We start from the raw sequence: 21,328 nt of genomic DNA, 5'->3' as shown, positions 1-21,328 counted from the left end.
CTGCGGCCCTCAGTGCGCGCCGCGCGGGCCTGAACCCGTGCGCGCGCCGATTTTTTGTTCGAGTCGCTCGACCCGCTTTTCGACCCGCGCAAGCGCATCGCGTGCGCGCGCCAGTTCGGCGTCGAAGCCGCCGAGCGCCGTGCGCCGGACGACTTGCGGATTCTCGTCGAGCCAGTACTCGGCGACGGAATCGAGCACGTTGCGGCCGGTGCGTCGCGCGCGCGCGCCGGCGTCGCGCACGACCGTCGCGATCCGGTGTGCCGCCGCGTCGCCGACCAGCTTCGCGAGATCTTCCTCCGGTTCCCAGCGCAGGTGCTCGGCCAGCTTCGCGATCTGCGTCGCGAACTCCGCATCGCCGTCGATCTTCACGTGCTTCATCACCGCCGCCTGGCCGCCCTGCAGGAACGCGGCGACCGTGTCGCCCGCGAGTGCGATCGACACGTCGACCTGTTGCGCATCGTGCGCGTCGACGGCCGACAGGTAGCCGTCGGGCTGCACCAGCAGCGTGAGCGTGACGGGGGGCACGTCGATCCGGGCAGTCTTGCCCGCATACGGAATCAGGCGGTCGCGCGCCCACGATTCGCGCGCGAGCAGGTGATTGACAGCAGCAGCAAAAGGCTTGGCGGCAAAGGTCATCGGGCTGGGAAAGAAAAAACCCGCGCAGGCCGGGCGCCCACGCGGGTTTCTATTGTAACGTCGGATCGTCGGCAGACCGTGCCCGACCGTACACCCGGGCGGCAAGCGGTCGCAGTGCGGCGGCGCTCGCCCGGGCATCCGGCGGCGCCGGCCGTCGGTCATGCTCAGTGCGTGTTGAGCTGCTGGATGCCCGCGAGCAGCCAGCCCTGACTGCCCGACTTCGACAGGTTCCACACTTCGTCGAACGGCGCGGCCGACGCATTCGCCGATTCGCGGATCAGGCCGTGGAAGCGCACGCTCGCCGACTGCTCGATGCCGCGATCCTCGATCGCGACCAGTTCCGCGTCGAGCTGCACGACGTCGGTCTGGTTCGACTCGTTGCCGCGCGAATCGAGGTCGATCTTGATCTCGGCGAACATTTCGGGCGTCGTGAACTCGCGGATGTCGGCCAGGTTGCCCTGGTCCCACGCAGCCTGCAGGCGCACGAAATAGACCTTCGCGCTGCGCAGGAACGCTTCGGTGTCGAAGCCGGCTGGCACCTGGAGCGGTGCGGCCGAGGCCATCGCACCCGCTGCCGCGCCGGCAGCCGCGGCACCGCCGCCGAACACGCCTTGCGCTTCGTTCGCGTAGCTGCTGCCGCTGCCCGCCTGGTTGCTGCCGGTGTTGCCCTGCTGGAACGACGGGCTTTGCGAGTAGCCGCCCGACGACGACGCCGAACCGCCGACCGAATACGCGGGCTCCTGCGAACGACGGCGGTTCATGAACTTGCGCACCAGCCAGATGCCGATCATCGCGAGCAGCGCGATCACGATGATGTTCGACATCATGCCGGCAAACGCTTCGCCGAGACCGAAGTGCGACAGCAGCGCCGCGATGCCGAGACCGGCCGCGAGGCCGGCGATCGGCCCGAGCCAGCGCGAGCGGTTGGGCTGTGCGGCCGGCGCGGGCGCGGCCGGGTTGGCACGCTGCGCCTGCGACGGCGCGGCCTGCTGCATCGGCTGCTGCGCGGGCGGCGTGGCCTGGCGCTGCGTGACGGTGGAATTCTGGCGGCCGATGCTGCGCCCGCCCCCCATGCGCCTGGCTTCGGCGTCGAGCGACGCGAACGTGCCGGCCGTGAGCAGGCCGACCATCAGCAGCGTGCCGACCCGTCGAGCCCACGGCTTCGACGGCTTGCTACGGTTGAACAACGAACGCGATTCGGACATCACTTTCTCCAGATGTAAGACAAATGTATGGGAAGAACCCCTTAGTACTTGGTTCCCATGTGTAAAGCTACCACGCCACCTGACAAATTGTAATATTTGACGGCATCGAGGCCCGCTTGTTCCATCATCGTCTTCAGCGTGTCCTGATCGGGGTGCATCCGGATAGATTCAGCAAGATACCGGTAACTTTCAGCATCTTTCGCGAACTTGTCGCCAAGCCACGGTAATACTTTGAAAGAATACAGATCGTACGCTTTTTTCAGCGGATCCCAGACTTTCGAGAATTCCAGCACCATCACGCGGCCGCCGGGCTTCGTCACGCGGCGCATTTCCGCCAGCGCGGCGTCCTTGTGCGTCATGTTGCGCAGCCCGAACGCGACCGTGACGACGTCGAAGTAGTTGTCCGGAAAGGGAGTTTTCTCCGCGTCGCACAGCAGCGACGGCGTCACGATGCCCTTGTCGAGCAGCCGGTCGCGGCCGACGCGCAGCATCGATTCGTTGATGTCCGTGTGCCAGACCTCGCCCGTCGGCCCGGCCGCCTTCGCGAACGACTTGGTCAGGTCGCCGGTGCCGGCCGCGATATCGAGCACCTTGAAGCCGGGGCGCACGTTCGCCTGTGCGATCGTGAACGCCTTCCACGCGCGGTGCATGCCCGCCGACATCAGGTCGTTCATCAGATCGTAGTTGCTCGCGACCGAATGGAACACACCCGCCACTTTCTTCGCTTTTTCGTTTTCCTCGACGCTTTCGAAGCCGAAGTGGGTTTTGCTCATCGCGTTGATCCTCAGTAAATGGCAAGACGGCGCCGAGCGGGCGCCGTCGATTTCAGTGGCAGTGGCCGTGCGGCGCCGCGGCCGCCTGCATCGGGGCGTCGCGATCGGCGCCCGCCGCCTTCAGTTTGTCGAAATAGTCGCGCCACAGCGCGTCCTGCTGCGTCGCCAGTTCGTACAGCAGGTCCCACGAGTAGATGCCGGTCGAATGGCCGTCGGAGAACGTCGGCTGCAGCGCATAGTTGCCGACGCCTTCGAGCGCGGTGATCGTCACCTCGCGCTTGCCCGTCTGCAGCGTCTCCTGGCCGGGCCCGTGGCCGCGCACCTCGGCCGACGGCGAATAGACGCGCATCAGCTCGAACGGAATCCGGTAGCTGTCGCCGTTCGGGTACTGCAATTCGAGCACGCGCGATACCGCGTGCACGACGACGCCGGACGGAATCGGCGTCTTGGAAGTCAAACCGCTCATGGCTGCCTCGAATCGGTCGTTCGTTGAATTTCCTCGCGCACCGCATTGTGCAGCAGCGAGGCCTGAGCGGCGCGCGTGCGCAGCAGCGCCTCGGACACGCCGCGCTGGCGCGGCGCCCACACGGGCTGCGGGAAATGGGCGTCGTTCGAGAAGCGCGGGATCACGTGCCAGTGCACGTGCGGCACCATGTTGCCGAGGCTCGCGAGATTCACCTTGTTCGGCTGCATCACGCGGCGCACGGCCCGCTCGACCGCATAGACCACGCGCATCAGGTGTGCCCGCTCGGGCTCGCCGAGATCGGAAAACTCGGCCACGTGCGCACCCCAGATCACCCGGCAGAAGCCCGGGTAGTCGTGCTCGCCCGTTGCCAGCACGACGCGCAGCGCATCGTCCCGCCAGAGCAGCTCGCCGCCGTCTTCACGGCAAAACACGCATTCCATCGTCGCTCCCATGTGGGCGGGCGCCCGCGCATCGGCGCCGGCGCCCGCTCTCATCCCAAGCCCGGTCGGGCGGTCGTCATGCCCGCATTAGACCAGCACGCGCTCGATCCCGCCATGGTTCGCACGTGCGACATAATCGGCCATCCAGTTCTCGCCGAGCACCTGGCGCGCGATCTCGACCACGATGTAGTCGGCCTCGATGTTCGCATCCTCGTTGTAGCGCGACAGGCCCTGCAGGCACGACGGGCAGCTCGTCAGGATCTTCACGTCCGGGCCGGCGTTCGCAGCCGGCGCCGGTGCGCTCGCGCCGTCGGCGACGACCGGGATGCTGCGCAGCTTCGCGGCACCCTTGCGGATTTCCTCTTCCTTGCGGAAGCGGACCTGCGTCGACACGTCCGGGCGCGTGACCGCGAGCGTGCCCGATTCGCCGCAGCAACGGTCGTTCTTCTCGATCTTGTAGCCGTCCTTCTCCGCGCCCATCAGCTCGTTGACGAGCTTGACCGGGTCCATCGTCTTGATCGGCGTATGGCACGGGTCGTGATACATGTAGCGCGTGCCCGTTACGCCGTCGAGCTTCATCCCCTTCTCGAGCAGGAACTCGTGGATGTCGATGATCCGGCAGCCGGGGAAGATCTTGTCGAATTCATAGCCGGCGAGCTGGTCGTAACACGTGCCGCACGACACGACCACCGTCTTGATGTCGAGGTAGTTCAGCGTGTTCGCGACCCGGTGGAACAGCACGCGGTTGTCCGTGACGATCTTCTCGGCCTTGTCGTACTGGCCCGAGCCGCGCTGCGGATAGCCGCAGCACAGGTAGCCCGGCGGCAGCACCGTCTGCACGCCCGCTTCCCACAGCATCGCCTGCGTCGCGAGCCCGACCTGCGAGAACAGGCGCTCGGAACCGCAGCCCGGGAAGTAGAACACCGCCTCCGAATCGACGGTCGTCGACTTCGGGTTGCGGATGATCGGCACGATCTTGTTGTCCTCGATGTCGAGCAGCGCGCGCGCCGTCTTCTTCGGCAGGTTGCCCGGCATCTTCTTGTTGACGAAGTGGATCACCTGCTGGACGACGGGCGGCTTGCCGACGGTCGCCGGCGGGTGCTGCGTCTGCTTCTTCACGACGTTCTTCAGCATGTCGTTCGCGAAGCGCTGCACCTTGTAGCCGACGCCCATCATTACGCTGCGCGCGGCGTTGATCGTCTGCGGATTGGTCGCGTTCAGGAAGAACATGCCCGCCGCATTGCCGGCGTTGAATTTCTTCTTGCCCATCTTGCGCAACAGGTTGCGCATGTTCATCGTCACGTCGCCGAAGTCGATCTTCACCGGGCACGGCGTCGCGCACTTGTGGCACACCGTGCAGTGGTCGGCCACGTCGTTGAACTCGTCCCAGTGCTTGATCGATACGCCGCGGCGCGTCTGTTCCTCGTACAGGAACGCCTCGACCAGCAGCGACGTCGCGAGGATCTTGTTGCGCGGGCTGTACAGCAGGTTCGCGCGCGGCACGTGGGTCGCGCACACCGGCTTGCACTTGCCGCAGCGCAGGCAGTCCTTCACCGAATCGGCGATCGCGCCGATGTCGGACTGCTGCATGATCAGCGACTCGTAGCCCATCAGCCCGAAGCTCGGCGTGTACGCGTTGCGAAGATCGGCGCCGTCGAGCAGCTTGCCCTTGTTGAAGCGGCCGTTCGGGTCGACGCGCTGCTTGTACGCGCGGAATTCGGCGATCTCGTCGTCGGTCAGGAACTCGAGCTTCGTGATGCCGATCCCGTGCTCGCCGGAGATCACGCCGTCGAGCGAGCGCGCGAGCTTCATGATGCGTGCAACCGACGCGTGCGCGTCCTGCAGCATCTCGTAGTTGTCGGAGTTGACCGGGATGTTCGTGTGGACGTTGCCGTCGCCCGCGTGCATGTGCAGCGCGACGAACACGCGGCCGCGCAGCACCTGCTTGTGGATCGCCTGCGCTTCGTCGAGGATCTGCTTGAACGCGCCGCCGTTGAAGATCGCGCGCAGCTCGGCGCGGATCTCCTGCTTCCACGAGATGCGGACCGTGCGGTCCTGCGTGATGTGGAACACGGTCGCGCCCGGCTGCTCGTCCGCGCGATCCGCGAACTTCTCGGCCAGCGCCTCATAGCCGAGCTGCACGAGGTAGTGCTGCGCCTCGCGCAGCGGCTGGTCGAGCCGGTCGCGCACGAATTCCCAGCGCGCACGCACGCGCTTGAGCAGCTCCAGCGCCTGCTGGACGCGATCCTCGAGCAGCTCGGCGCTCGGGATCTCGTTGGCGTCGTCGGTCTTGCCGAGCGGCAGGTTGCCGCCGCGGAAGAACGCTTCCAGCGCGTCGACGAGCTGCAGCTTGTTCTTCAGCGACAGTTCGATGTTGATCCGCTCGATGCCGTCGGTGTACTCGCCCATCCGGTTCAGCGGGATGACGACGTCCTCGTTGATCTTGAACGCGTTCGTGTGCTTCGCGATCGCGGCCGTGCGGCTGCGGTCGAGCCAGAAGCGCTTGCGCGCCTCCGCGCTGACCGCGACGAAGCCCTCGCCGCTCTTGCCGTTCGCCATCCGGATCACTTCGGACGTCGCGTGCGCGACCGCATCCGCATCGTCGCCGACGATGTCGCCGATCAGCACCATCTTCGGGAACGAATTGCGCTTGCTCTTGGTCGCGTAGCCGACCGCGCGCAGGTAGCGCTCGTCGAGGTGCTCGAGGCCAGCAAGGATCGCGCCGCCCTGCTTCGACGTTTCGAACAGGTAGTCCTTGATTTCGACGATGCTCGGGATCGCCTCGCGCGCCTGGCCGAAGAATTCGAGGCAGACGGTGCGCGTGTGCGCGGGCATCTTGTGCAGCACCCAGCGCGCGGACGTGATGAGCCCGTCGCAGCCTTCCTTCTGCACGCCCGGCAGGCCGGCGAGGAACTTGTCGGTCACGTCCTTGCCGAGCCCTTCCTTGCGAAAGCGCCGGCCTTCGATCTCGAGCATTTCGGTGCGCAGCAGCTTCTCGCCCGGCGCGTATGCGCCGTCGAACCATTTCAGCTCGAAGCGCGCGACCGCGATGTCGTGGATCTTGCCCTGGTTGTGCTCGTGGCGCGTGACTTCGAGCCAGTTGCCGTCCGGGTCGACCATCCGCCACCAGGCCAGGTTGTCGAGCGCGGTGCCCCACAGCACGGCCTTCTTGCCGCCCGCGTTCATCGCGACGTTGCCGCCGATGCACGACGCGTCGAGCGAAGTCGGATCGACCGCGAACACGTAGCCGGCCGCCTCGGCCGCCTCGGTCACGCGGCGCGTGACGACGCCCGCGCCGGAGAAGATCGTCGGCACCTTGTGCGCGACGCCCGGCAGCTCGGTCAGCTCGACCGCGCCGAGCTGTTCCAGCTTCTCGGTGTTGATCACCGCGGAGAACGGCGTGAGCGGCACCGCGCCGCCCGTGTAGCCGGTGCCGCCGCCGCGCGGGATTACCGTCAAGCCGAGCTCGAAGCAGGCCTTGATCAGGCCCGCGATCTCGGCTTCGGTATCGGGCGTCAGCACGACGAACGGGTATTCGACGCGCCAGTCGGTCGCGTCGGTGACGTGCGACACGCGCGACAGCCCGTCGAAGCGGATGTTGTCCTTCTGCGTGCAGCGGCCGAGCGCCTTGGTCGCGCGGCGGCGCAGGTCAGCCATTTTCGCGAATTCGTCGGCGAACTCATTGACTGCGCGCTGCGCGGCGGCTTCGAGCATCTCGACGCGCACCGCGCGCTCGCGGCCCGCGTCGTCGCGGTGCGCGGTGAGATCCGCGCTGCGGCGCTTGCCGATCTCGGTCAGGCGGTGGTTCAGCGCCTCGATCAGCAGCGCGCGGCGCTTCGGGTTGTCGAGCAGGTCGTCCTGCAGGTACGGATTGCGGCGCACGACCCAGATATCGCCGAGCACTTCGTACAGCATCCGTGCCGAGCGACCCGTACGGCGTTCGGCGCGCAGTTCGTCGAGCACCGACCACGCCTCTTCGCCGAGCAGGCGGATCACGATCTCGCGATCCGAGAAGGACGTGTAGTTGTAGGGGATCTCGCGCAACCGGGGCGCGGGGTCGGCGGCGACGGCGGCGGCCGCGCCATTCGGATCGAAAACTTGTGGTGCGTTCATGTTCGGACGACTCGGAGGGCCGATACCCCGTGCACGGGCGTCGGCAAGCGCGTGGGCGCAATCTTGGGGAAATCTGTTCTGTTACCAGGCGCGCGGCTGTCCTTCATGGGGCCGGAGCGGGCGTTGATTCGCCCCTCCTGGCCGGCGACAGGGCCTGGCGGCACTCGGAACCATCAGCACGATCGCGCGCGGCGCGCGTGCCGTTCCGCCGCGGGGCTGGCTGCGCGCGGCGTCGGCTTCAACGGGGCGATCCGAGGGTGCCTCTGCATCTTCCGATCCTTGATTCAAAACGGAATTCTAACCCATGATCGGGCCATGCGTGACACGCCGGACAGGTCGTGGGGCTATCCCCGCAAGCCGCGCCAGGCTTGGTTCGGCGCGGATTCGTGCGATCATTCGCCGCCCGTCCGGTCGGTAACCGCGCGGTTAAACCGGTAAAAACGGGACGCCCGGCGTCGCGAATGCACCGCCCGCGCCGCCCCGCGACCGCTCGCCCGGCATGCCGCTTGCATGCGGGTGGACCCTTGGCGCTATCATTGATCCTTTACCGTCTGCTTCCGCACTGCACGCGAGCGCCCATGGCATCCCACGATTACCTGAAGAAAATCCTCACCGCGCGCGTCTACGACGTCGCGATCGAGACGGAACTCGAACCCGCCCGCAACCTGTCGGCCCGGCTGCGCAATGCCGTTTACCTGAAGCGCGAGGACAACCAGCCGGTGTTCTCGTTCAAGCTGCGCGGCGCGTACAACAAGATGGCGCACATTCCGGCCGACGCGCTTGCGCGCGGCGTGATTACCGCGTCGGCCGGCAATCACGCGCAGGGCGTCGCGTTCTCGGCGGCCCGGATGGGCGTCAAGGCGGTGATCGTCGTACCCATCACGACGCCGCAGGTGAAAGTGGACGCGGTGCGCGCGCACGGCGGCCCGGGCGTCGAGGTGATCCAGGCCGGCGAGTCGTACAGCGACGCGTATGCGCATGCGGTCAAGGTGCAGGAAGAGCGCGGCCTCACGTTCGTCCACCCGTTCGACGATCCTTACGTGATCGCCGGCCAGGGCACCATCGCGATGGAGATCCTGCGCCAGCACCAGGGCCCGATCCACGCGATCTTCGTGCCGATCGGCGGCGGCGGCCTCGCGTCCGGCGTCGCCGCATACGTGAAGGCCGTGCGCCCGGAGATCAAGGTGATCGGCGTGCAGGCCGAGGATTCGTGCGCGATGGCGCAGTCGCTGAAGGCCGGTGAACGCGTCGAGCTGACCGAGGTCGGCCTGTTCGCGGACGGCACCGCGGTGAAGCTCGTCGGCGAGGAAACCTTCCGGCTGTGCCGCGAATACCTGGACGACGTCGTGACCGTCGACACCGACGCACTGTGCGCGGCGATCAAGGACGTGTTCCAGGATACCCGCAGCGTACTCGAGCCGTCCGGCGCGCTCGCGGTCGCGGGCGCGAAGCTGTACGCGGAACGCGAGGGGATCGAGAACCAGGCGCTCGTCGCGGTCACGTCCGGCGCGAACATGAATTTCGACCGGATGCGCTTCGTCGCCGAACGCGCGGAGGTCGGCGAGGCGCGCGAAGCTGTGTTCGCGGTCACGATCCCCGAGGAGCGCGGCAGCTTCAAGCGCTTCTGCTCGCTCGTCGGCGACCGCAACGTCACCGAGTTCAACTACCGGATCGCCGACGCACAGTCCGCGCATATCTTCGTCGGCGTGCAGATCCGCCGGCGCGGCGAATCGGCGGAGATCGCCGCGAACTTCGAGTCGCACGGCTTCAAGAGCGTCGACCTGACGCACGACGAGCTGTCGAAGGAACATATCCGCTACATGGTCGGCGGCCGCTCGCCGCTCGCGCTCGACGAGCGCCTGTTCCGCTTCGAATTCCCGGAGCGGCCGGGCGCGCTGATGAAGTTCCTGTCGTCGATGGCGCCGGACTGGAACATCAGCCTGTTCCACTACCGCAACCAGGGCGCGGACTACAGCTCGATCCTCGTCGGGCTGCAGGTGCCGCAGGCCGATCGCGCCGAGTTCGAGGGCTTCCTCGCGGCACTCGGCTATCCGTATGTCGAAGAGAGCGCCAACCCGGCTTACCGCCTCTTCCTGTCGTAAAGGCGTCGTGCAATGAATCCCGAACATTCCCCGCTCGGCAAGGCCACCGTCTACGCAGCCCGGTACGATGCGTCGCTGCTGTTCCCGATCCCGCGCGCGGGCGCGCGTGAGCAGCTCGGCATCGCGTCGGCGCTGCCGTTCTTCGGCACCGACATCTGGAACGCGTACGAGCTGTCGTGGCTCAACGCGCGCGGCAAGCCGCAGGTCGCGGTCGCGACCTTCTACGTGCCGGCCGAATCGCCGAACATCGTCGAATCGAAGTCGTTCAAGCTGTATCTCGGCTCGTTCGCGCAGTCGAAGTTCGACTCGATCGACGCGGTGCGCGACACGCTGAAGCGCGACGTGTCGGCCGCATGCGGCGCGAGCGTCGCCGTGCAGCTCGTGTCGGCACACGATTTCGGCAAGCTGGAAATGGACGAGCTCGACGGGCTGTCGCTCGACCGGCTCGATCTCGACACCGACGTGTACGAACCCGATCCGTCGCTGCTGTCGGCCGCCGAGAACGAAGCGCCGGTCGAGGAAACGCTCGTGTCGGACCTGCTGCGCTCGAACTGCCCGGTCACCGGTCAGCCCGACTGGGGCAGCGTGCAGATCCACTACGTCGGGCCGCAGATCGACCATGCCGGCCTGCTGCGCTACATCATCTCGTTCCGCAATCACACGGGCTTTCACGAGCAGTGCGTCGAGCGGATCTTCCTCGACATCCTGCATGCGTGCAAACCGGTGAAGCTCGCGGTGTACGCGCGTTACACGCGCCGCGGCGGGCTCGACATCAACCCGTTCCGCACGAACTACAACCAGCCGATGCCGGACAACGCGCGGACGGCGCGGCAGTGAGCGAGCGCCCCCTCTCAACGGCGGGCCACGGCATCCCGGACGGCGGACTGCCCGGGGTCATCCTTGCAGCGGCCGCTCCGGGAGGATTTCCACCAGGCGCAGCAGGTAACCGTCGGGGTCCTGCACCAGCATCTCGATCTGGCCATGCTCGATGTCGTCCTGCCGATACCAGGAAGTGCGCGGCTCGACGAACAGCGCCACGCCTGCGGCGCGGATCCGGGCGTGAATGGGTTCGAGCGAATCGACCTCGATCTGCAGATTGATCCCACGGCCGAACGGCGGTTCCAGCGGGCCCGTCAGCCAGCTCTCCGGACGGTGCTGTTCAAGCATGAGCTGGGCCGGGCCGATCTCGATGTATGCGAATCCGTCTTCCGGACGCTCGAAGCGGATCCGGAATCCCAGCACGTCACGATAGAAGCGAACGCTTCCGGCAAGATCCGTGCAGACCAGCTCCGGCACCAGCGCAGCCCATTCCATGTTTTTCCTCTCAACGCAATCGTGCGGCACATGACAAAACGGGCCCGGCGCAAATGAATGCGCCGAGCCCGTTGCGTATCGGCTCACCGTTGCGGGGTTACTTCGCCGGCGCCTTGTAAGCGATGCAGTCGACCTCGACCTTGCAGTCGATGACCATGCTCGACTGCACGCACGCGCGCGCCGGCGGATGCTCGCCGAAGTACGACACGAACACCTTGTTGAACGACGCGAAATCGCGCGCATCGTCGAGCCACACGCCGCAGCGCACGACGTGCTCGAGGCCGTAGCCGGCTTCCTTCAGGATCGCGATCACGTTCTCGATCGTCTGCTTCGACTGCATGACGATCCCGCCTTCGACAACCTCGCCGTTCACCATCGGCGTCTGGCCCGACACGTACAGCCAGCCGTCGGCCTCGACCGCACGTGCGAACGGCATCACCTGGCCGCCGGTACCCTTCGCTTCGCCTACGCCATATCGCTTCATCGTTTCACTCCTTGTTTTGTCGACCCGGGCCGGCGCTTCAGCACCGCCCCGGATCCCGTGCAACGCTCGGTTGCGGATGCGCGCGCCGGCAGCGGCACACGCGAAGATCGGGACAATCGCCGCGTCCGGACTCAGAACGCAGCCTCGGCGCCCACCGGCACGCGCTCGCCGCGCGCGACGAAGCCGCCGGCGCGCTCGCCGGTCGGCTGGCCGTTCTCGTAGGTCAGCACGCCATTCACCCACACGGCATCGATCCCGTGCGCGGGCTGCTGCGGCTTCTCGAACGTCGCGGCGTCGATCACGCGCGCCGGATCGAACAGCACGAGATCCGCGTGATAGCCCACATGCACCTCGCCGCGCCGCGCGATCCCGTAGCGGCGCGCGGACAGCGACGTCATCTTGCGGATCGCCTCCTCGAGCGGCAGCAGGTTCGTGTCGCGCACGTAATGGCCAAGCACGCGCGGAAACGCGCCCCACAGCCGCGGGTGCGGCAGCGGATCGTTCGGCAGGCCGTCCGAGCCGACCATCGTCGCGGGGTGCGACAGGATCCGCCGTACGTCGTCCTCGGACATGTTGTGGTACACGGCGCCCGCCGGGCGGATGCGCTGCGCGGCTTCCTGCTCGGTCACGCCCCAGTCGGCCGCGATCGCCTTCAGCAGCTTGCCCGCGACTTCCGGGTGCGGCTCCGACCACGTGATCGTGATGTCGATGTCGCCCGTCACCTGCTTCAGGTCGAGCGTCGACGAGCTGCGGCTGTACGGATAGCAGTCGCAGCCGACCGGCTGGTAGCGGCGCGCGCCCTCGAGCGACTCGAGCACTTCGGTGCTGCGCCCCCAGTTCGACGGGCCCGCGCATTTCAGGTGCGAGATCACGACCGGCACCTGCGCATGGCGACCGACGCGATACGCCTCGTCCATCGCGTCGAGGATCGCGTCGAACTCGGTGCGCATGTGCGTCGTGTACAGCGCGCCTGCATTCGCGAGCGGCTCGGCGAGCGCCATCACTTCCTCGGTCGGCGCCGCGAACGCGGAACCGTACGCGAGGCCCGACGACAAGCCGAGCGCGCCGTTCGCGAGTGCCTCCTCGAGCTGCGCGCGCATCGCGGCGATCTCGCCGCCGGTCGCCGCGCGGTCGAGGCGGTCCATCTGGTTGTTGCGCAGCGCCGTGTGGCCGACGAGCGCCGCGACGTTCACGGCCGGACGCGCGTCGTTCACGGCCGCGACGTAGTCGGCGAAGGTCGGGTACTGGAACGCGCCGCGCTCGCCGAGCAGGTTCATCGGATCGGGCGGATCGCCCGCGAGCGTCACCGGCGACGCGCTGATCCCGCAGTTGCCGACGATCACGGTCGTCACGCCCTGCGAGATCTTCGGCAGCATCTGCGGCGCACGGATCACGTGCGTGTCGTCGTGCGTGTGCACGTCGACGAAGCCCGGCGCGAGCGCGCGGCCGTTCGCATCGACGACGGTCTCGGCGAGCCAGTTCGACAGGTTGCCGATCGCCGCGATCACGCCGTTGCGGATCGCGACGTCGCGCGTGACGGGCGGTGCGCCGGTGCCGTCGTACAACTGCGCGCCGACGATCAGCGTATCGGCGGCTTCGGGATGCGAATGCATGGTCAGTCTCCTACCGGTTGACGGTCTCCGCCGCCGCGATGCGCATCGAGCGCATGCTTGATGCGGCGCAGCGATTCTCGGCCCGCATCGCCGAGCCGCAGCGCGACTCCGGTGACGAGCACGTCGATCGCCATCATCATCGCGTAGCGCGATGTCGACGGCTTGTAAATGAAATCGGTTTCGAACGCGACGACCGGGATCAGGTGGTCGGCGAGCTTCGCGAGCGGCGAAGCCGGCGCGGTGATCGCGATCAGCTTCGCGCCGTAGCGTTTCGCGAGGCGGCAGCTCTCGAGCAGCTCGGGCACGCGCCCGCTCACCGACAACGCGACGACGACCGCGTCGCGCGACAGCGTCGCGGACACCATCCGCTGCAGCAGGCTGTCCTGGTAGCTCGCGACCGGCCGGCCGAAGCGCACGAGCCGGAAGCGCAGCTCGTCGGCGAGCATGGTCGAGCCGCCGCCCTGCCCGTACACATAGATCATCTTCGCGCCGGCAAGCAGGTCGGCCGCCGCGTCGAACGACGTGTTGCGCAGCAGTTGGTGGTTGTGCGCGAGCGCCACGCGGATCTCGTCGTAGACGACCGACGCGGGGCTCGCGTCGGCGGTCGGTACATCGTCGGACGGCACCAGAAAACGCTGGCCGACGGCCGCCGCCTGCGCAACGAGCACCTTCAGTTCGCGCACGTCGCGGCAGCCGACGGCCTTCGCGAAACGCGTGACCGTCGCGGCACTGACCTCCGCGTCGCGCGCGAGCGCGCCGATGCTCGCATGCGCGGCGCGCGCGAGATCGGCGAGGATGAACGCGGCGACCTTGCGCTCGGCTTCGCGCAGCTCGGGCGCGCATTCGGCGATCCTCGCGACGATGTCGAGGACCGGCGGGGCGGCCGAAGCCGGATGAGGCTCGGCCGCGAGCGGAGCGGACGGGGTGGCGGGCGTATTCATCTGCTGAAAAGGGTTCGAAGCTTGATGTTACTAAATAACATCACCGCGCCGATGCTACTTTCTGTACCATCGGCATGTCAACTTCAGTGCAATGCATAGTGATGATGGAGCGGGATGACATGAAAGTTACAAACTATCAGGAAGCGACGATCGATCCTTTCGGCAAGGGCCTCGGCAACCTGCCGAGCGCCAGCGTGCCGCTCGGCGACGCGGGCCGCCTCGAGTGGAACCTGCTCGCGGAAGACGTCAGCCTGCCGGCTGCCGTGCTTTACGAGGATCGCATCGAACACAACCTGAACTGGATGCAGGCCTTCGTCCAGCGGTATGGCGTCAAGTTCGCGCCGCACGGCAAGACGACGATGGCGCCGCAACTGTTCCGCCGCCAGCTCGATGCGGGCGCGTGGGGCATCACGCTCGCGACCGCGCACCAGACGCAGGCCGCGTATCACGGCGGCGTGCGGCGCGTGCTGCTCGCGAACCAGCTCGTCGGCCGCCAGAACATGACGATCATCGCCGGGCTGCTGTCCGATCCCGACTTCGAATTCTTCTGTCTCGTCGATTCCGCCGAGGGCGTCGACCAGCTCGGCCGCTTCTTCGGCGACGCGAAGAAAACGCTGAACGTGCTGCTCGAGCTCGGCGTGCCGGGCGGCCGCGCGGGCGTGCGCGACGCCGCGCAGCGCGAGGCCGTGCTCGCCGCGCTCGCGCGCTATCCGGACACGCTGAAGCTGGCCGGCATCGAACTCTACGAAGGCGTGCTGAAGGAGGAAGGCGAGATCCGCGCGTTCCTGCAGGACGCGGTCGCGCTCACGCGCCAGCTGGCCGACGCCGGCCGCTTCGCGCGCACGCCGGCGATCCTGTCCGGCGCCGGTTCGGCGTGGTACGACGTGGTCGCGGAGGAATTCGCGAAGGCGTCCGACGCAGGCTTCGCGGAAGTCGTGCTGCGTCCGGGCTGCTACCTGACGCACGATGTCGGCATCTACAAGAAGGCGCAGACCGACGTGTTCGCGCGCAACCCGATCGCACGCACGATGGGCGAAGGGCTGCTGCCCGCACTGCAGCTGTGGGCGTACGTACAGTCGGTGCCGGAGCAGAATCGCGCGATCGTCGCGCTCGGCAAGCGCGACGCGGCGTTCGACGCGGGCCTGCCCGAGCCGGCGCGCCACTTCCGCCCGGGCCGCGACACCGCGCCGCGCGACGTCGCCGCCACCGAAGGCTGGGCCGTCACCGGGATGATGGACCAGCACGCATACCTGCAGATCCCGCCGGGCGCCGACGTGAAGGTCGGCGACATGGTCGCGTTCGACATCTCGCACCCGTGCCTGACGTTCGACAAGTGGCGCCAGGTACTCGTGCTCGATCCGCAGTTCCGCGTGACGGAAGTGGTCGAAACGTTCTTCTGACGCACGTTGCGCGCGCCGCCCCGCCGCTCGCGCGGGGCGGTCGTCACGCGCGCTTCAATCTGCCGGAGTACACTGCGCTTTCGTCCTCGGGGCTCCTCGCGGCCGTTGCGTCGGTCTGCCGCACGCGGCGCGAGCGGGCCCTCAACGCTGCTTCACTGGAGAAAGCCATGGCCGCGAAGAAGATCCTGTTCCTGACCGGCGATTTCGCCGAAGACTACGAAACGATGGTGCCGTTCCAGGCGCTGCAGGCCGTCGGCCATCACGTCGACGCAGTCTGCCCGGGCAAGCGCGCGGGCGACAAGATCAAGACCGCGATCCACGATTTCGAGGGCGACCAGACCTACACCGAAAAGCCCGGCCACCAGTTCACGCTGAACGCGGCGTTCGACGACGTCGACGCATCGCGCTACGACGCGCTCGCAATCGCGGGCGGCCGTGCGCCCGAATATCTGCGACTCGACCCGAAGGTGATTTCGCTCGTGCGCGAGTTCGCTGCGGCCGGCAAGCCAATCGCCGCGATCTGCCATGCGGCGCAACTGCTCGCGGCCGCCGACGTGATCCGCGGCAAGCGCATCTCGGCCTACCCGGCCTGCGCGCCCGAGGTGAAGCTCGCGGGCGGCGAATACGCGGACATCCCGGTCGACGCGGCCGTGACCGACGCGCCGTTCGTCACCGCACCCGCGTGGCCCGCGCATCCGGCATGGCTCGCGCAGTTCCTCGCGCTGCTGGGCACGCGCATCGAGCTGTGAACCTGAAGTGAATTGAGATGAGATGAAGCGCCGGCCGGCGGCGGGATTTCATGCCCGCGTGCCGGTCGCAATCGGTCGCAATCGGTCGCCGACGCGACGTACGCGCCTGCCCGCGCCGCGCCTCAGCGCGCGACCGGCGTCGAACCGACGTCCGCGATCCGCGATTCCAGCATCGCCAGCGCGCCCGACAGCGCATTCAGCACGTCGTCCGGCAACTGCGCCACCGTCTGTTCGAGAAACGCCTTGCGGCGCGGCAGGCACGCGTCGAACGCTGCGCGGCCGTCGTCCGTCAGCGTCACGTTGGTCACGCGGTTGTCGCGTGCGTCGGACTCGCGCTCGATCCAGCCGAGCGCGTCGAGCGACTTCAACTGGCGCGTGAGCGCGCCCGGATCGATGCGCAGCACTTCGACGAGCTTCTTCTGCGACGAATGTCCGCCCATCGTGTGCAACGCGACCATGATGCGCCAGCGCGGCATCGGCTGCCCGACGTGCGCTTCGAACGCGGTCATGAACGCGCGATACGTGCGTCCGAATTGCTGCAAGATCGCGACGCGGTCCTGTTCTTCCATGCGCTGATTTCGTTTCCGGTGAATCGTTGAATCGTTAATCGGCCGCGACGTGCGGCTCGATCTTGCGCCGCAGCGCGATCGGCGGCACGCGGCGGCACTGCCATACCGACACCACCGCGACGACGGCCGCCATCGCGACGCCCAGGTGAATCGCGCCGACGAGCGATTCGCGGGCCGCTTCCAGCAGCAGCGCGCCATTATGCCCGGCGCGCGTCAGCTCCGCGACGAGACCGCCCTGCGCCGCCCGGTCGATCAGGATCTGCGGATCGGCGAGCTGCGCATGCCACTGCATCGCATGGTCGGCCGCGAGTGCATTGCGCACGCCGCCAGAATACATCTGGTTGACGAGCGTGCCCGTCAGCGCGGTGCCGATCATCCCGCCGACCATCCGCAGCGACTGCAGCAGCGCCGTCGCGATGCCGAGATGTTCGCGGCCAGCCGCCTGCTGTGCGAATACCGTGAGGTTCGGCAGCACGAAGCCGAGCCCGATGCCGCCCGCGACCATCAGCGCCATCAGCATCCAGGTCGGCGTCGTGTGCGTCGACACGACGATGCCCGCGCATGCGATCGCGAACAGCACGAAGCCGACGTGCAGCATCGCGTTCGGATTGCGGATGCGCGTGACGACGCGGCCGTTCATGATGCTGCCGATCGTGATGAACACGACGAGCGGCGTAATCACGAGCCCGGCCTCCTTCGGCGACATCCCGAAGCCGCCCTGGAACAGCAGCGGCGCGTAGAACAGCAGCGAGAACATCGAGAAGCCGGCGAGGATCGCGAGCACGAACAGCGCCGACAGCGCGCGGTTGCCGAACATGTCGAACGGCAGAATCGGCTGCGCGCAGCGCTTCTCCCAGTGCCACAGGCCGATGCCGGCCGCGACCGCGACGACGAGCAGCAGCGACGCCCAGCTCGCAACGCCGTACTTCGGCAGCCATTCGACGAACAGCTGCAGCGCGCCGAGCGACAGCGCGATCAGCAGCGCGCCCGGCCAGTCGAGCCGCATCTTGCGATCGTGCTCGACGTGGCGCAGGTGCGGCAGGTAGCGCCACACGAACAGCAGCGACAGCAGGCCGACCGGCAGGTTCACGTAGAACACCGAGCGCCAGCCGAACGACTGGGTCAGCACGCCGCCGAGCGACGGGCCGACCGCGTTCGCGATGCCGAAGGCCGAGCTCATCAGCACCTGCCAGCGCAGCCGCACGACCGAATCGGGGAACAGGTCGGGAATGCACGCGAACGCGGTGCCGACCAGCATCCCGCCGCCGATCCCCTGCAGCCCGCGCGCGAGCACGAGGGTCAGCATGTCGTTGGCCATCCCGCACAGCACGGACGCACCGGTGAACACGACGATCGACACGATCACGAACGGCTTGCGGCCGTAGTAGTCGCCGAGGCGGCCGAAGATCGGCACCGTGATCACGGAACTGAGCAGGTACGAGGTCGCGACCCACGCGTACAGGTCGAAGCCCCTCAACTCGGCGACGATGGTCGGCAGCGCGGTGCCGACGACGGTCTGGTCGAGCGCGACGAGCATGGTGACGAACGAGATCCCGATCATCGCCAGCAGCGATTCGCGGAACGGCAAGACTTGCCCGCTCGAATGGTGGGCGGCAGTATGGACGGCCATTTTTTGTTGATGCAACTTTTGACGAGTCAAACAATCTCAAAATTCTAGCATGTCGGAGTAATCTAGGCCGGCGGCGGTCAAACCGCCCCCCGGCCGCCAAGGAGAATGATGGAACCGATTTCAATCACGCCCGCGACAACGCTGTCGCCGGAGGACCGGGACGCGCTGCGGCGCGCGAAGCAGGTGCTGGAAAGCCCGTCGCTGACGATGAAGCTGACGGGCGTGCTCGGCGCACCGGTCGAGAAGATGATCGCGCGGCTGCCTGATTTCGCGACCGGCAAGATCAACGATGCGACGCAGCTCGCGCTGCGCAAGTGCCTGAACATCGCGCTGCGCACGCTCGGCAAGCCGCAGGCGCCGGACGCCGAGCCCGAGAAACCCAGCAACCTGCTGCACAAGCTCGCGGTCGCGACAACCGGCGCGGCGGGCGGCGCGTTCGGCTTTCTCGCGCTGCCGGTCGAGCTGCCGGTGACGACCACGCTGATCTTCCGCTCGGTGTGCGACATCGCGCGCAGCGAGGGCGAGGATCTCGCGTCAGTGGATACGCAGTTGCAATGCCTGGCCGTGCTCGGCATGGGCGGCAACCCGGACAAGCAGGAAGAGGACGCCGATCTCGGCTATTTCGTGCTGCGCGGCGCACTCGCGCAGGCGATCTCGAAGGCGTCTTCCGACATCACGACGAAAGGCATCGCCGCGCACAGCTCGGCGGCGGTATTCAAGCTGGTACAGACGGTGGCATCGCGGTTCTCGGTGCAGGTGACCGAGCAGATGGCCGCGAAGTCGATCCCGGCGATCGGCGCCGTGCTCGGCGCGACCGTCAACACGCTGTTCATCGACCACTTCCAGCAGATGGCGCACGGCCACTTCACCGTGCGCCGCCTCGAACGCAAGTACGGCCCGGCGGCCGTCCAGGCCGCCTATCAGGCGATCGACGCCTCGCCGACGCGCTGAACCGCGCGTTCGACCGCGACGCGGCGCAGGAACGCGGCCGCGCGATCGAGCGCATCGCGCGCTTCCGGCACCATCGGCGCGTAAAGCTGCCACACGTGCGGCATGTCCGGCCACACCTCGATCTCGACCGGCACGCCGGCCGCCTTCGCCTTCTCCGCGACACGGCGCGAATCGTCCAGCAGCACCTCGGTGCTGCCGACCTGGATATACAGCGGCGGCAGGCTCGCGAAATCCGCATAGAGCGGCGATGCATACGGATGCGTCGCCGGCGCGTCGCCGAGGTACAGCTTCGCGGCCTTCGGCAGCGCGGCGCCGGCGAACATCGGATCGGCGCCGTCGTTGGTGCGCATCGTATCGCCCGTGCCGGCCAGGTCGGCCCACGGCGAGAACAGGATCGCGCCGGCCGGCAACGGCTCGCCGCGATCGCGCAGCGCGACGAGCGTCGCGAGCGCGAGGCCGCCGCCGGCCGAATCGCCGCCGAGCACGATCGACTCGGGCGGCGTGCCGAGCGCCAGCAGTTGACGGTACGCGGCCAGCGCATCGTCGAGCGCGGCCGGGAAGCGGTTTTCGGGCGCGAGCCGGTAGTCGAGCGAGAACGAGCGCACGCCCGCGCGCTTCGTCAGGCCGAACACGAGCGGCCGGTGGGTCTTCGTCGAACAGAAGTAATAGCCGCCGCCGTGAAAGTACAGCAGCGTGCGGCCGGGCGCGCGACCCGCGCCCGCGTCGGTGCGTTCGAGCCATTCGCCGCGCAGCGGCGCGTCGCCCGCGCCATGGCATTCGCGCAGCCGGTAGCCCGACGGCGCACGGCGCGGCACGACCATCCGCAGGTCGGTAAAGCGCCGTGCGCGGGCGGGATCGAGCACCTCGCGCGTGGTCTCGGGACGGAACTGCCGGCGCAGCAGCCAGCAGGCGAACTTGCTTTGCCAACTCATCGGACGCACTCCTTAATCACTCGTGTGACGATGGTACGTGCGATCGTTACCGCGCCGCTCGAACGGAGCCTCTATATCAAACGCCGGCGCTCAGTTCGCCGGCATCAGCTGGCCGCGGATCTCCCCGGACGGGTGCTCCTTCGTATGGACGTTGAAATACCACTTGCCGCCCATCAGGTCGGTGACCTGCGCGTCGGTCAGCACCTTCGAACCCTTGATCGGGCTCGCGAGCTCGTCCTTCGGAATCGGCACCTGCACGCCGGCGTTCTGGCCGACCGGCGCGGGCCCATGGAAGTGCGCGGCCGTCGCCGGGCCGGTGAGGTGTTCGTAAGTCACCATCCATTGCAGCGTGCGGCTGGCCGTGTCGTAGGTGGCGTCGACGGCGCCCGAGCCCTTGGTCGCCGTCGGCGGCACTTCGCTCGACGGCTGAAGACTGGCGGACAGGCGCACCGTTTCGGCAGCGGCGCTGCCGGCGGCCAGCACGCCCGCGAGTAACGCGACCTGGAGCAAACGCAGCTTGAGCATAGACTCTCCTTGCACGACGTTGTACGCCGCCCGAACGGGGACGCTACACGTGATGGTAGTCGATCGCCGCCGATCCGGGAGTCGTCCGAACGGCCATGCCGCGAATCGCCTCACGCCCATCGGCGCGCCGCGCACGGCAGGTCGTCTCGCGCGACGCATCGCGTCAGTCTGCGTCAACCTGGAAGAGACCTTTGCAGCCTGACGCCTGAATCCGCGCGCGGCCTTTCGCTACACTTCGTCTCACAGTTGCTTGTTTCCTTCGTCCGAAGGAGTCTGCGAGTATTCACGCGGCCACCCGGCCGCGTTTTTTTTGCGTGCGCCGCGCGGCCTGGCGATGTGGCATGCCGGCATCGCAACGCGAATCCGCATTCGTCATATGACAAGCATGACGAAGCAATTTCCGCTGCTTCTCCTTCGCATCGAATATCGCGCTGCCCATCCTGTCGTGCGGCGCGAGGACGCGCACCAAGCCGGCCTCGGCTACC

20 protein-coding genes are annotated in these 21,328 nt (G+C 67.5%); 5 read left to right on the top strand and 15 right to left on the bottom strand.

The annotated features are described in order from the left end of the window. Positions 1–9: 9 nt before the first annotated feature. The 6 genes from AC3WLY_RS21970 to AC3WLY_RS21945 form a co-directional block, all read right to left on the bottom strand. On the bottom strand, positions 10–636 hold the full coding sequence (locus AC3WLY_RS21970) for a ubiquinone biosynthesis accessory factor UbiJ (RefSeq protein WP_072443507.1): 627 nt from the start codon (positions 634–636) through the stop codon (positions 10–12). A 164-nt stretch (positions 637–800) separates the two neighbouring features. After that, positions 801–1,841 (bottom strand): Tim44 domain-containing protein, encoded by a 1,041-nt coding sequence (locus AC3WLY_RS21965; protein ID WP_034179007.1) that lies wholly within the window; start codon positions 1,839–1,841, stop codon positions 801–803. A gap of 41 nt (positions 1,842–1,882) precedes the next feature. Beyond that, positions 1,883–2,614 carry a bifunctional demethylmenaquinone methyltransferase/2-methoxy-6-polyprenyl-1,4-benzoquinol methylase UbiE gene (gene ubiE, locus AC3WLY_RS21960; RefSeq protein WP_072443509.1) on the bottom strand — a complete coding sequence of 244 codons (732 nt, stop codon included), beginning with the start codon at positions 2,612–2,614 and terminating at the stop codon, positions 1,883–1,885. Between the two features lie 52 nt (positions 2,615–2,666). Further along, entirely contained in the window at positions 2,667–3,080 is a 414-nt protein-coding gene (locus AC3WLY_RS21955) for a gamma-butyrobetaine hydroxylase family protein (protein ID WP_425132687.1), read from the bottom strand. Further along, the gene (locus AC3WLY_RS21950) at positions 3,077–3,520 is read right to left on the bottom strand and encodes an HIT family protein (protein WP_034179010.1); all 444 of its coding nucleotides are present in this window, start codon (positions 3,518–3,520) and stop codon (positions 3,077–3,079) included. The genes AC3WLY_RS21955 and AC3WLY_RS21950 overlap by 4 nt, the downstream gene beginning before the upstream one ends. A gap of 87 nt (positions 3,521–3,607) precedes the next feature. Continuing rightward, positions 3,608–7,633 carry a DUF3683 domain-containing protein gene (locus AC3WLY_RS21945; protein WP_492309929.1) on the bottom strand — a complete coding sequence of 1,342 codons (4,026 nt, stop codon included), beginning with the start codon at positions 7,631–7,633 and terminating at the stop codon, positions 3,608–3,610. A 578-nt stretch (positions 7,634–8,211) separates the two neighbouring features. Here AC3WLY_RS21945 and ilvA point away from each other — a divergent pair. Then, the gene (ilvA, locus tag AC3WLY_RS21940) at positions 8,212–9,735 is read left to right on the top strand and encodes a threonine ammonia-lyase, biosynthetic (protein ID WP_175962040.1); all 1,524 of its coding nucleotides are present in this window, start codon (positions 8,212–8,214) and stop codon (positions 9,733–9,735) included. Positions 9,736–9,747: 12 nt separating this feature from the next. After that, positions 9,748–10,572, top strand: a complete 825-nt coding sequence (gene queF, locus AC3WLY_RS21935) for an NADPH-dependent 7-cyano-7-deazaguanine reductase QueF (RefSeq protein ID WP_175962041.1) — start codon at positions 9,748–9,750, stop codon at positions 10,570–10,572. 57 nt (positions 10,573–10,629) lie between these two features. Here queF and AC3WLY_RS21930 read toward each other — a convergent pair whose 3' ends face one another. From AC3WLY_RS21930 to AC3WLY_RS21915, 4 genes are all read right to left on the bottom strand, one after another. Continuing rightward, positions 10,630–11,049, bottom strand: coding sequence for a bleomycin resistance protein (locus tag AC3WLY_RS21930; RefSeq protein WP_492309930.1), 420 nt, complete (start codon positions 11,047–11,049; stop codon positions 10,630–10,632). A gap of 97 nt (positions 11,050–11,146) precedes the next feature. Beyond that, a complete protein-coding gene (locus AC3WLY_RS21925) occupies positions 11,147–11,533 on the bottom strand; it encodes a RidA family protein (protein WP_492309931.1) in 387 nt (128 codons plus the stop codon). 131 nt (positions 11,534–11,664) lie between these two features. After that, the gene (locus AC3WLY_RS21920; protein ID WP_310142949.1) at positions 11,665–13,146 is read right to left on the bottom strand and encodes an N-acyl-D-amino-acid deacylase family protein; all 1,482 of its coding nucleotides are present in this window, start codon (positions 13,144–13,146) and stop codon (positions 11,665–11,667) included. 2 nt (positions 13,147–13,148) lie between these two features. Next, the gene (locus AC3WLY_RS21915) at positions 13,149–14,087 is read right to left on the bottom strand and encodes a MurR/RpiR family transcriptional regulator (protein WP_175962044.1); all 939 of its coding nucleotides are present in this window, start codon (positions 14,085–14,087) and stop codon (positions 13,149–13,151) included. Between the two features lie 119 nt (positions 14,088–14,206). On the opposite strand from AC3WLY_RS21915, the gene AC3WLY_RS21910 reads away from it, so the two are divergent. Next, a complete protein-coding gene (locus AC3WLY_RS21910; RefSeq protein ID WP_204424507.1) occupies positions 14,207–15,487 on the top strand; it encodes an amino acid deaminase in 1,281 nt (426 codons plus the stop codon). Positions 15,488–15,654: 167 nt separating this feature from the next. Continuing rightward, a complete protein-coding gene (locus AC3WLY_RS21905; protein ID WP_034179017.1) occupies positions 15,655–16,236 on the top strand; it encodes a DJ-1/PfpI family protein in 582 nt (193 codons plus the stop codon). Between the two features lie 122 nt (positions 16,237–16,358). On the opposite strand, the gene AC3WLY_RS21900 is transcribed toward AC3WLY_RS21905, so the two are convergent. Together AC3WLY_RS21900 and AC3WLY_RS21895 are read right to left on the bottom strand one after the other, a co-directional pair. Then, the gene (locus AC3WLY_RS21900; protein WP_034179018.1) at positions 16,359–16,805 is read right to left on the bottom strand and encodes a MarR family winged helix-turn-helix transcriptional regulator; all 447 of its coding nucleotides are present in this window, start codon (positions 16,803–16,805) and stop codon (positions 16,359–16,361) included. Positions 16,806–16,839: 34 nt separating this feature from the next. Beyond that, positions 16,840–18,435, bottom strand: coding sequence for an MDR family MFS transporter (locus AC3WLY_RS21895; protein ID WP_175962046.1), 1,596 nt, complete (start codon positions 18,433–18,435; stop codon positions 16,840–16,842). 108 nt (positions 18,436–18,543) lie between these two features. On the opposite strand from AC3WLY_RS21895, the gene AC3WLY_RS21890 reads away from it, so the two are divergent. Beyond that, on the top strand, positions 18,544–19,386 hold the full coding sequence (locus tag AC3WLY_RS21890; RefSeq protein ID WP_492309932.1) for an EcsC family protein: 843 nt from the start codon (positions 18,544–18,546) through the stop codon (positions 19,384–19,386). Here AC3WLY_RS21890 and AC3WLY_RS21885 read toward each other — a convergent pair. The 3 genes from AC3WLY_RS21885 to AC3WLY_RS21875 all read right to left on the bottom strand — a co-directional run bounded on the left by AC3WLY_RS21885 (position 19,356) and on the right by AC3WLY_RS21875 (position 21,312). Beyond that, positions 19,356–20,318: an alpha/beta hydrolase gene (locus tag AC3WLY_RS21885; RefSeq protein ID WP_492309933.1), complete on the bottom strand. Its 963-nt coding sequence runs from the start codon at positions 20,316–20,318 to the stop codon at positions 19,356–19,358. The two genes, AC3WLY_RS21890 and AC3WLY_RS21885, sit on opposite strands and share 31 nt — an antisense overlap. Positions 20,319–20,408: 90 nt before the next feature. Beyond that, a complete protein-coding gene (locus AC3WLY_RS21880; protein WP_175962049.1) occupies positions 20,409–20,843 on the bottom strand; it encodes a CHRD domain-containing protein in 435 nt (144 codons plus the stop codon). A 283-nt stretch (positions 20,844–21,126) separates the two neighbouring features. Further along, on the bottom strand, positions 21,127–21,312 hold the full coding sequence (locus AC3WLY_RS21875; RefSeq protein WP_175962050.1) for a hypothetical protein: 186 nt from the start codon (positions 21,310–21,312) through the stop codon (positions 21,127–21,129). Positions 21,313–21,328 lie beyond the last annotated feature (16 nt).

It is taken from the genome of Burkholderia sp. FW306-1C-G01B, from assembly GCF_058781685.1.
The sequence above is the reverse complement of the archived record's forward strand: the minus strand, read 5'-3'. Positions and strand labels throughout refer to the sequence as shown.

Coding starts and splice junctions, on each gene's coding strand:
- queF (WP_175962041.1), top strand. CDS start 9,748: ATGAATCCCGAACATTCCCCGCTCGGCAAGGCCACCGTCTACGCAGCC.
- ilvA (WP_175962040.1), top strand. CDS start 8,212: ATGGCATCCCACGATTACCTGAAGAAAATCCTCACCGCGCGCGTCTAC.
- AC3WLY_RS21930 (WP_492309930.1), bottom strand. CDS start 11,049: ATGGAATGGGCTGCGCTGGTGCCGGAGCTGGTCTGCACGGATCTTGCC.
- AC3WLY_RS21970 (WP_072443507.1), bottom strand. CDS start 636: ATGACCTTTGCCGCCAAGCCTTTTGCTGCTGCTGTCAATCACCTGCTC.
- AC3WLY_RS21885 (WP_492309933.1), bottom strand. CDS start 20,318: ATGAGTTGGCAAAGCAAGTTCGCCTGCTGGCTGCTGCGCCGGCAGTTC.
- AC3WLY_RS21950 (WP_034179010.1), bottom strand. CDS start 3,520: ATGGAATGCGTGTTTTGCCGTGAAGACGGCGGCGAGCTGCTCTGGCGG.
- AC3WLY_RS21915 (WP_175962044.1), bottom strand. CDS start 14,087: ATGAATACGCCCGCCACCCCGTCCGCTCCGCTCGCGGCCGAGCCTCAT.
- AC3WLY_RS21880 (WP_175962049.1), bottom strand. CDS start 20,843: ATGCTCAAGCTGCGTTTGCTCCAGGTCGCGTTACTCGCGGGCGTGCTG.
- AC3WLY_RS21925 (WP_492309931.1), bottom strand. CDS start 11,533: ATGAAGCGATATGGCGTAGGCGAAGCGAAGGGTACCGGCGGCCAGGTG.
- AC3WLY_RS21955 (WP_425132687.1), bottom strand. CDS start 3,080: ATGAGCGGTTTGACTTCCAAGACGCCGATTCCGTCCGGCGTCGTCGTG.
- AC3WLY_RS21965 (WP_034179007.1), bottom strand. CDS start 1,841: ATGTCCGAATCGCGTTCGTTGTTCAACCGTAGCAAGCCGTCGAAGCCG.
- AC3WLY_RS21920 (WP_310142949.1), bottom strand. CDS start 13,146: ATGCATTCGCATCCCGAAGCCGCCGATACGCTGATCGTCGGCGCGCAG.
- AC3WLY_RS21905 (WP_034179017.1), top strand. CDS start 15,655: ATGGCCGCGAAGAAGATCCTGTTCCTGACCGGCGATTTCGCCGAAGAC.
- AC3WLY_RS21900 (WP_034179018.1), bottom strand. CDS start 16,805: ATGGAAGAACAGGACCGCGTCGCGATCTTGCAGCAATTCGGACGCACG.
- AC3WLY_RS21910 (WP_204424507.1), top strand. CDS start 14,207: ATGAAAGTTACAAACTATCAGGAAGCGACGATCGATCCTTTCGGCAAG.
- AC3WLY_RS21945 (WP_492309929.1), bottom strand. CDS start 7,633: ATGAACGCACCACAAGTTTTCGATCCGAATGGCGCGGCCGCCGCCGTC.
- ubiE (WP_072443509.1), bottom strand. CDS start 2,614: ATGAGCAAAACCCACTTCGGCTTCGAAAGCGTCGAGGAAAACGAAAAA.
- AC3WLY_RS21895 (WP_175962046.1), bottom strand. CDS start 18,435: ATGGCCGTCCATACTGCCGCCCACCATTCGAGCGGGCAAGTCTTGCCG.
- AC3WLY_RS21890 (WP_492309932.1), top strand. CDS start 18,544: ATGGAACCGATTTCAATCACGCCCGCGACAACGCTGTCGCCGGAGGAC.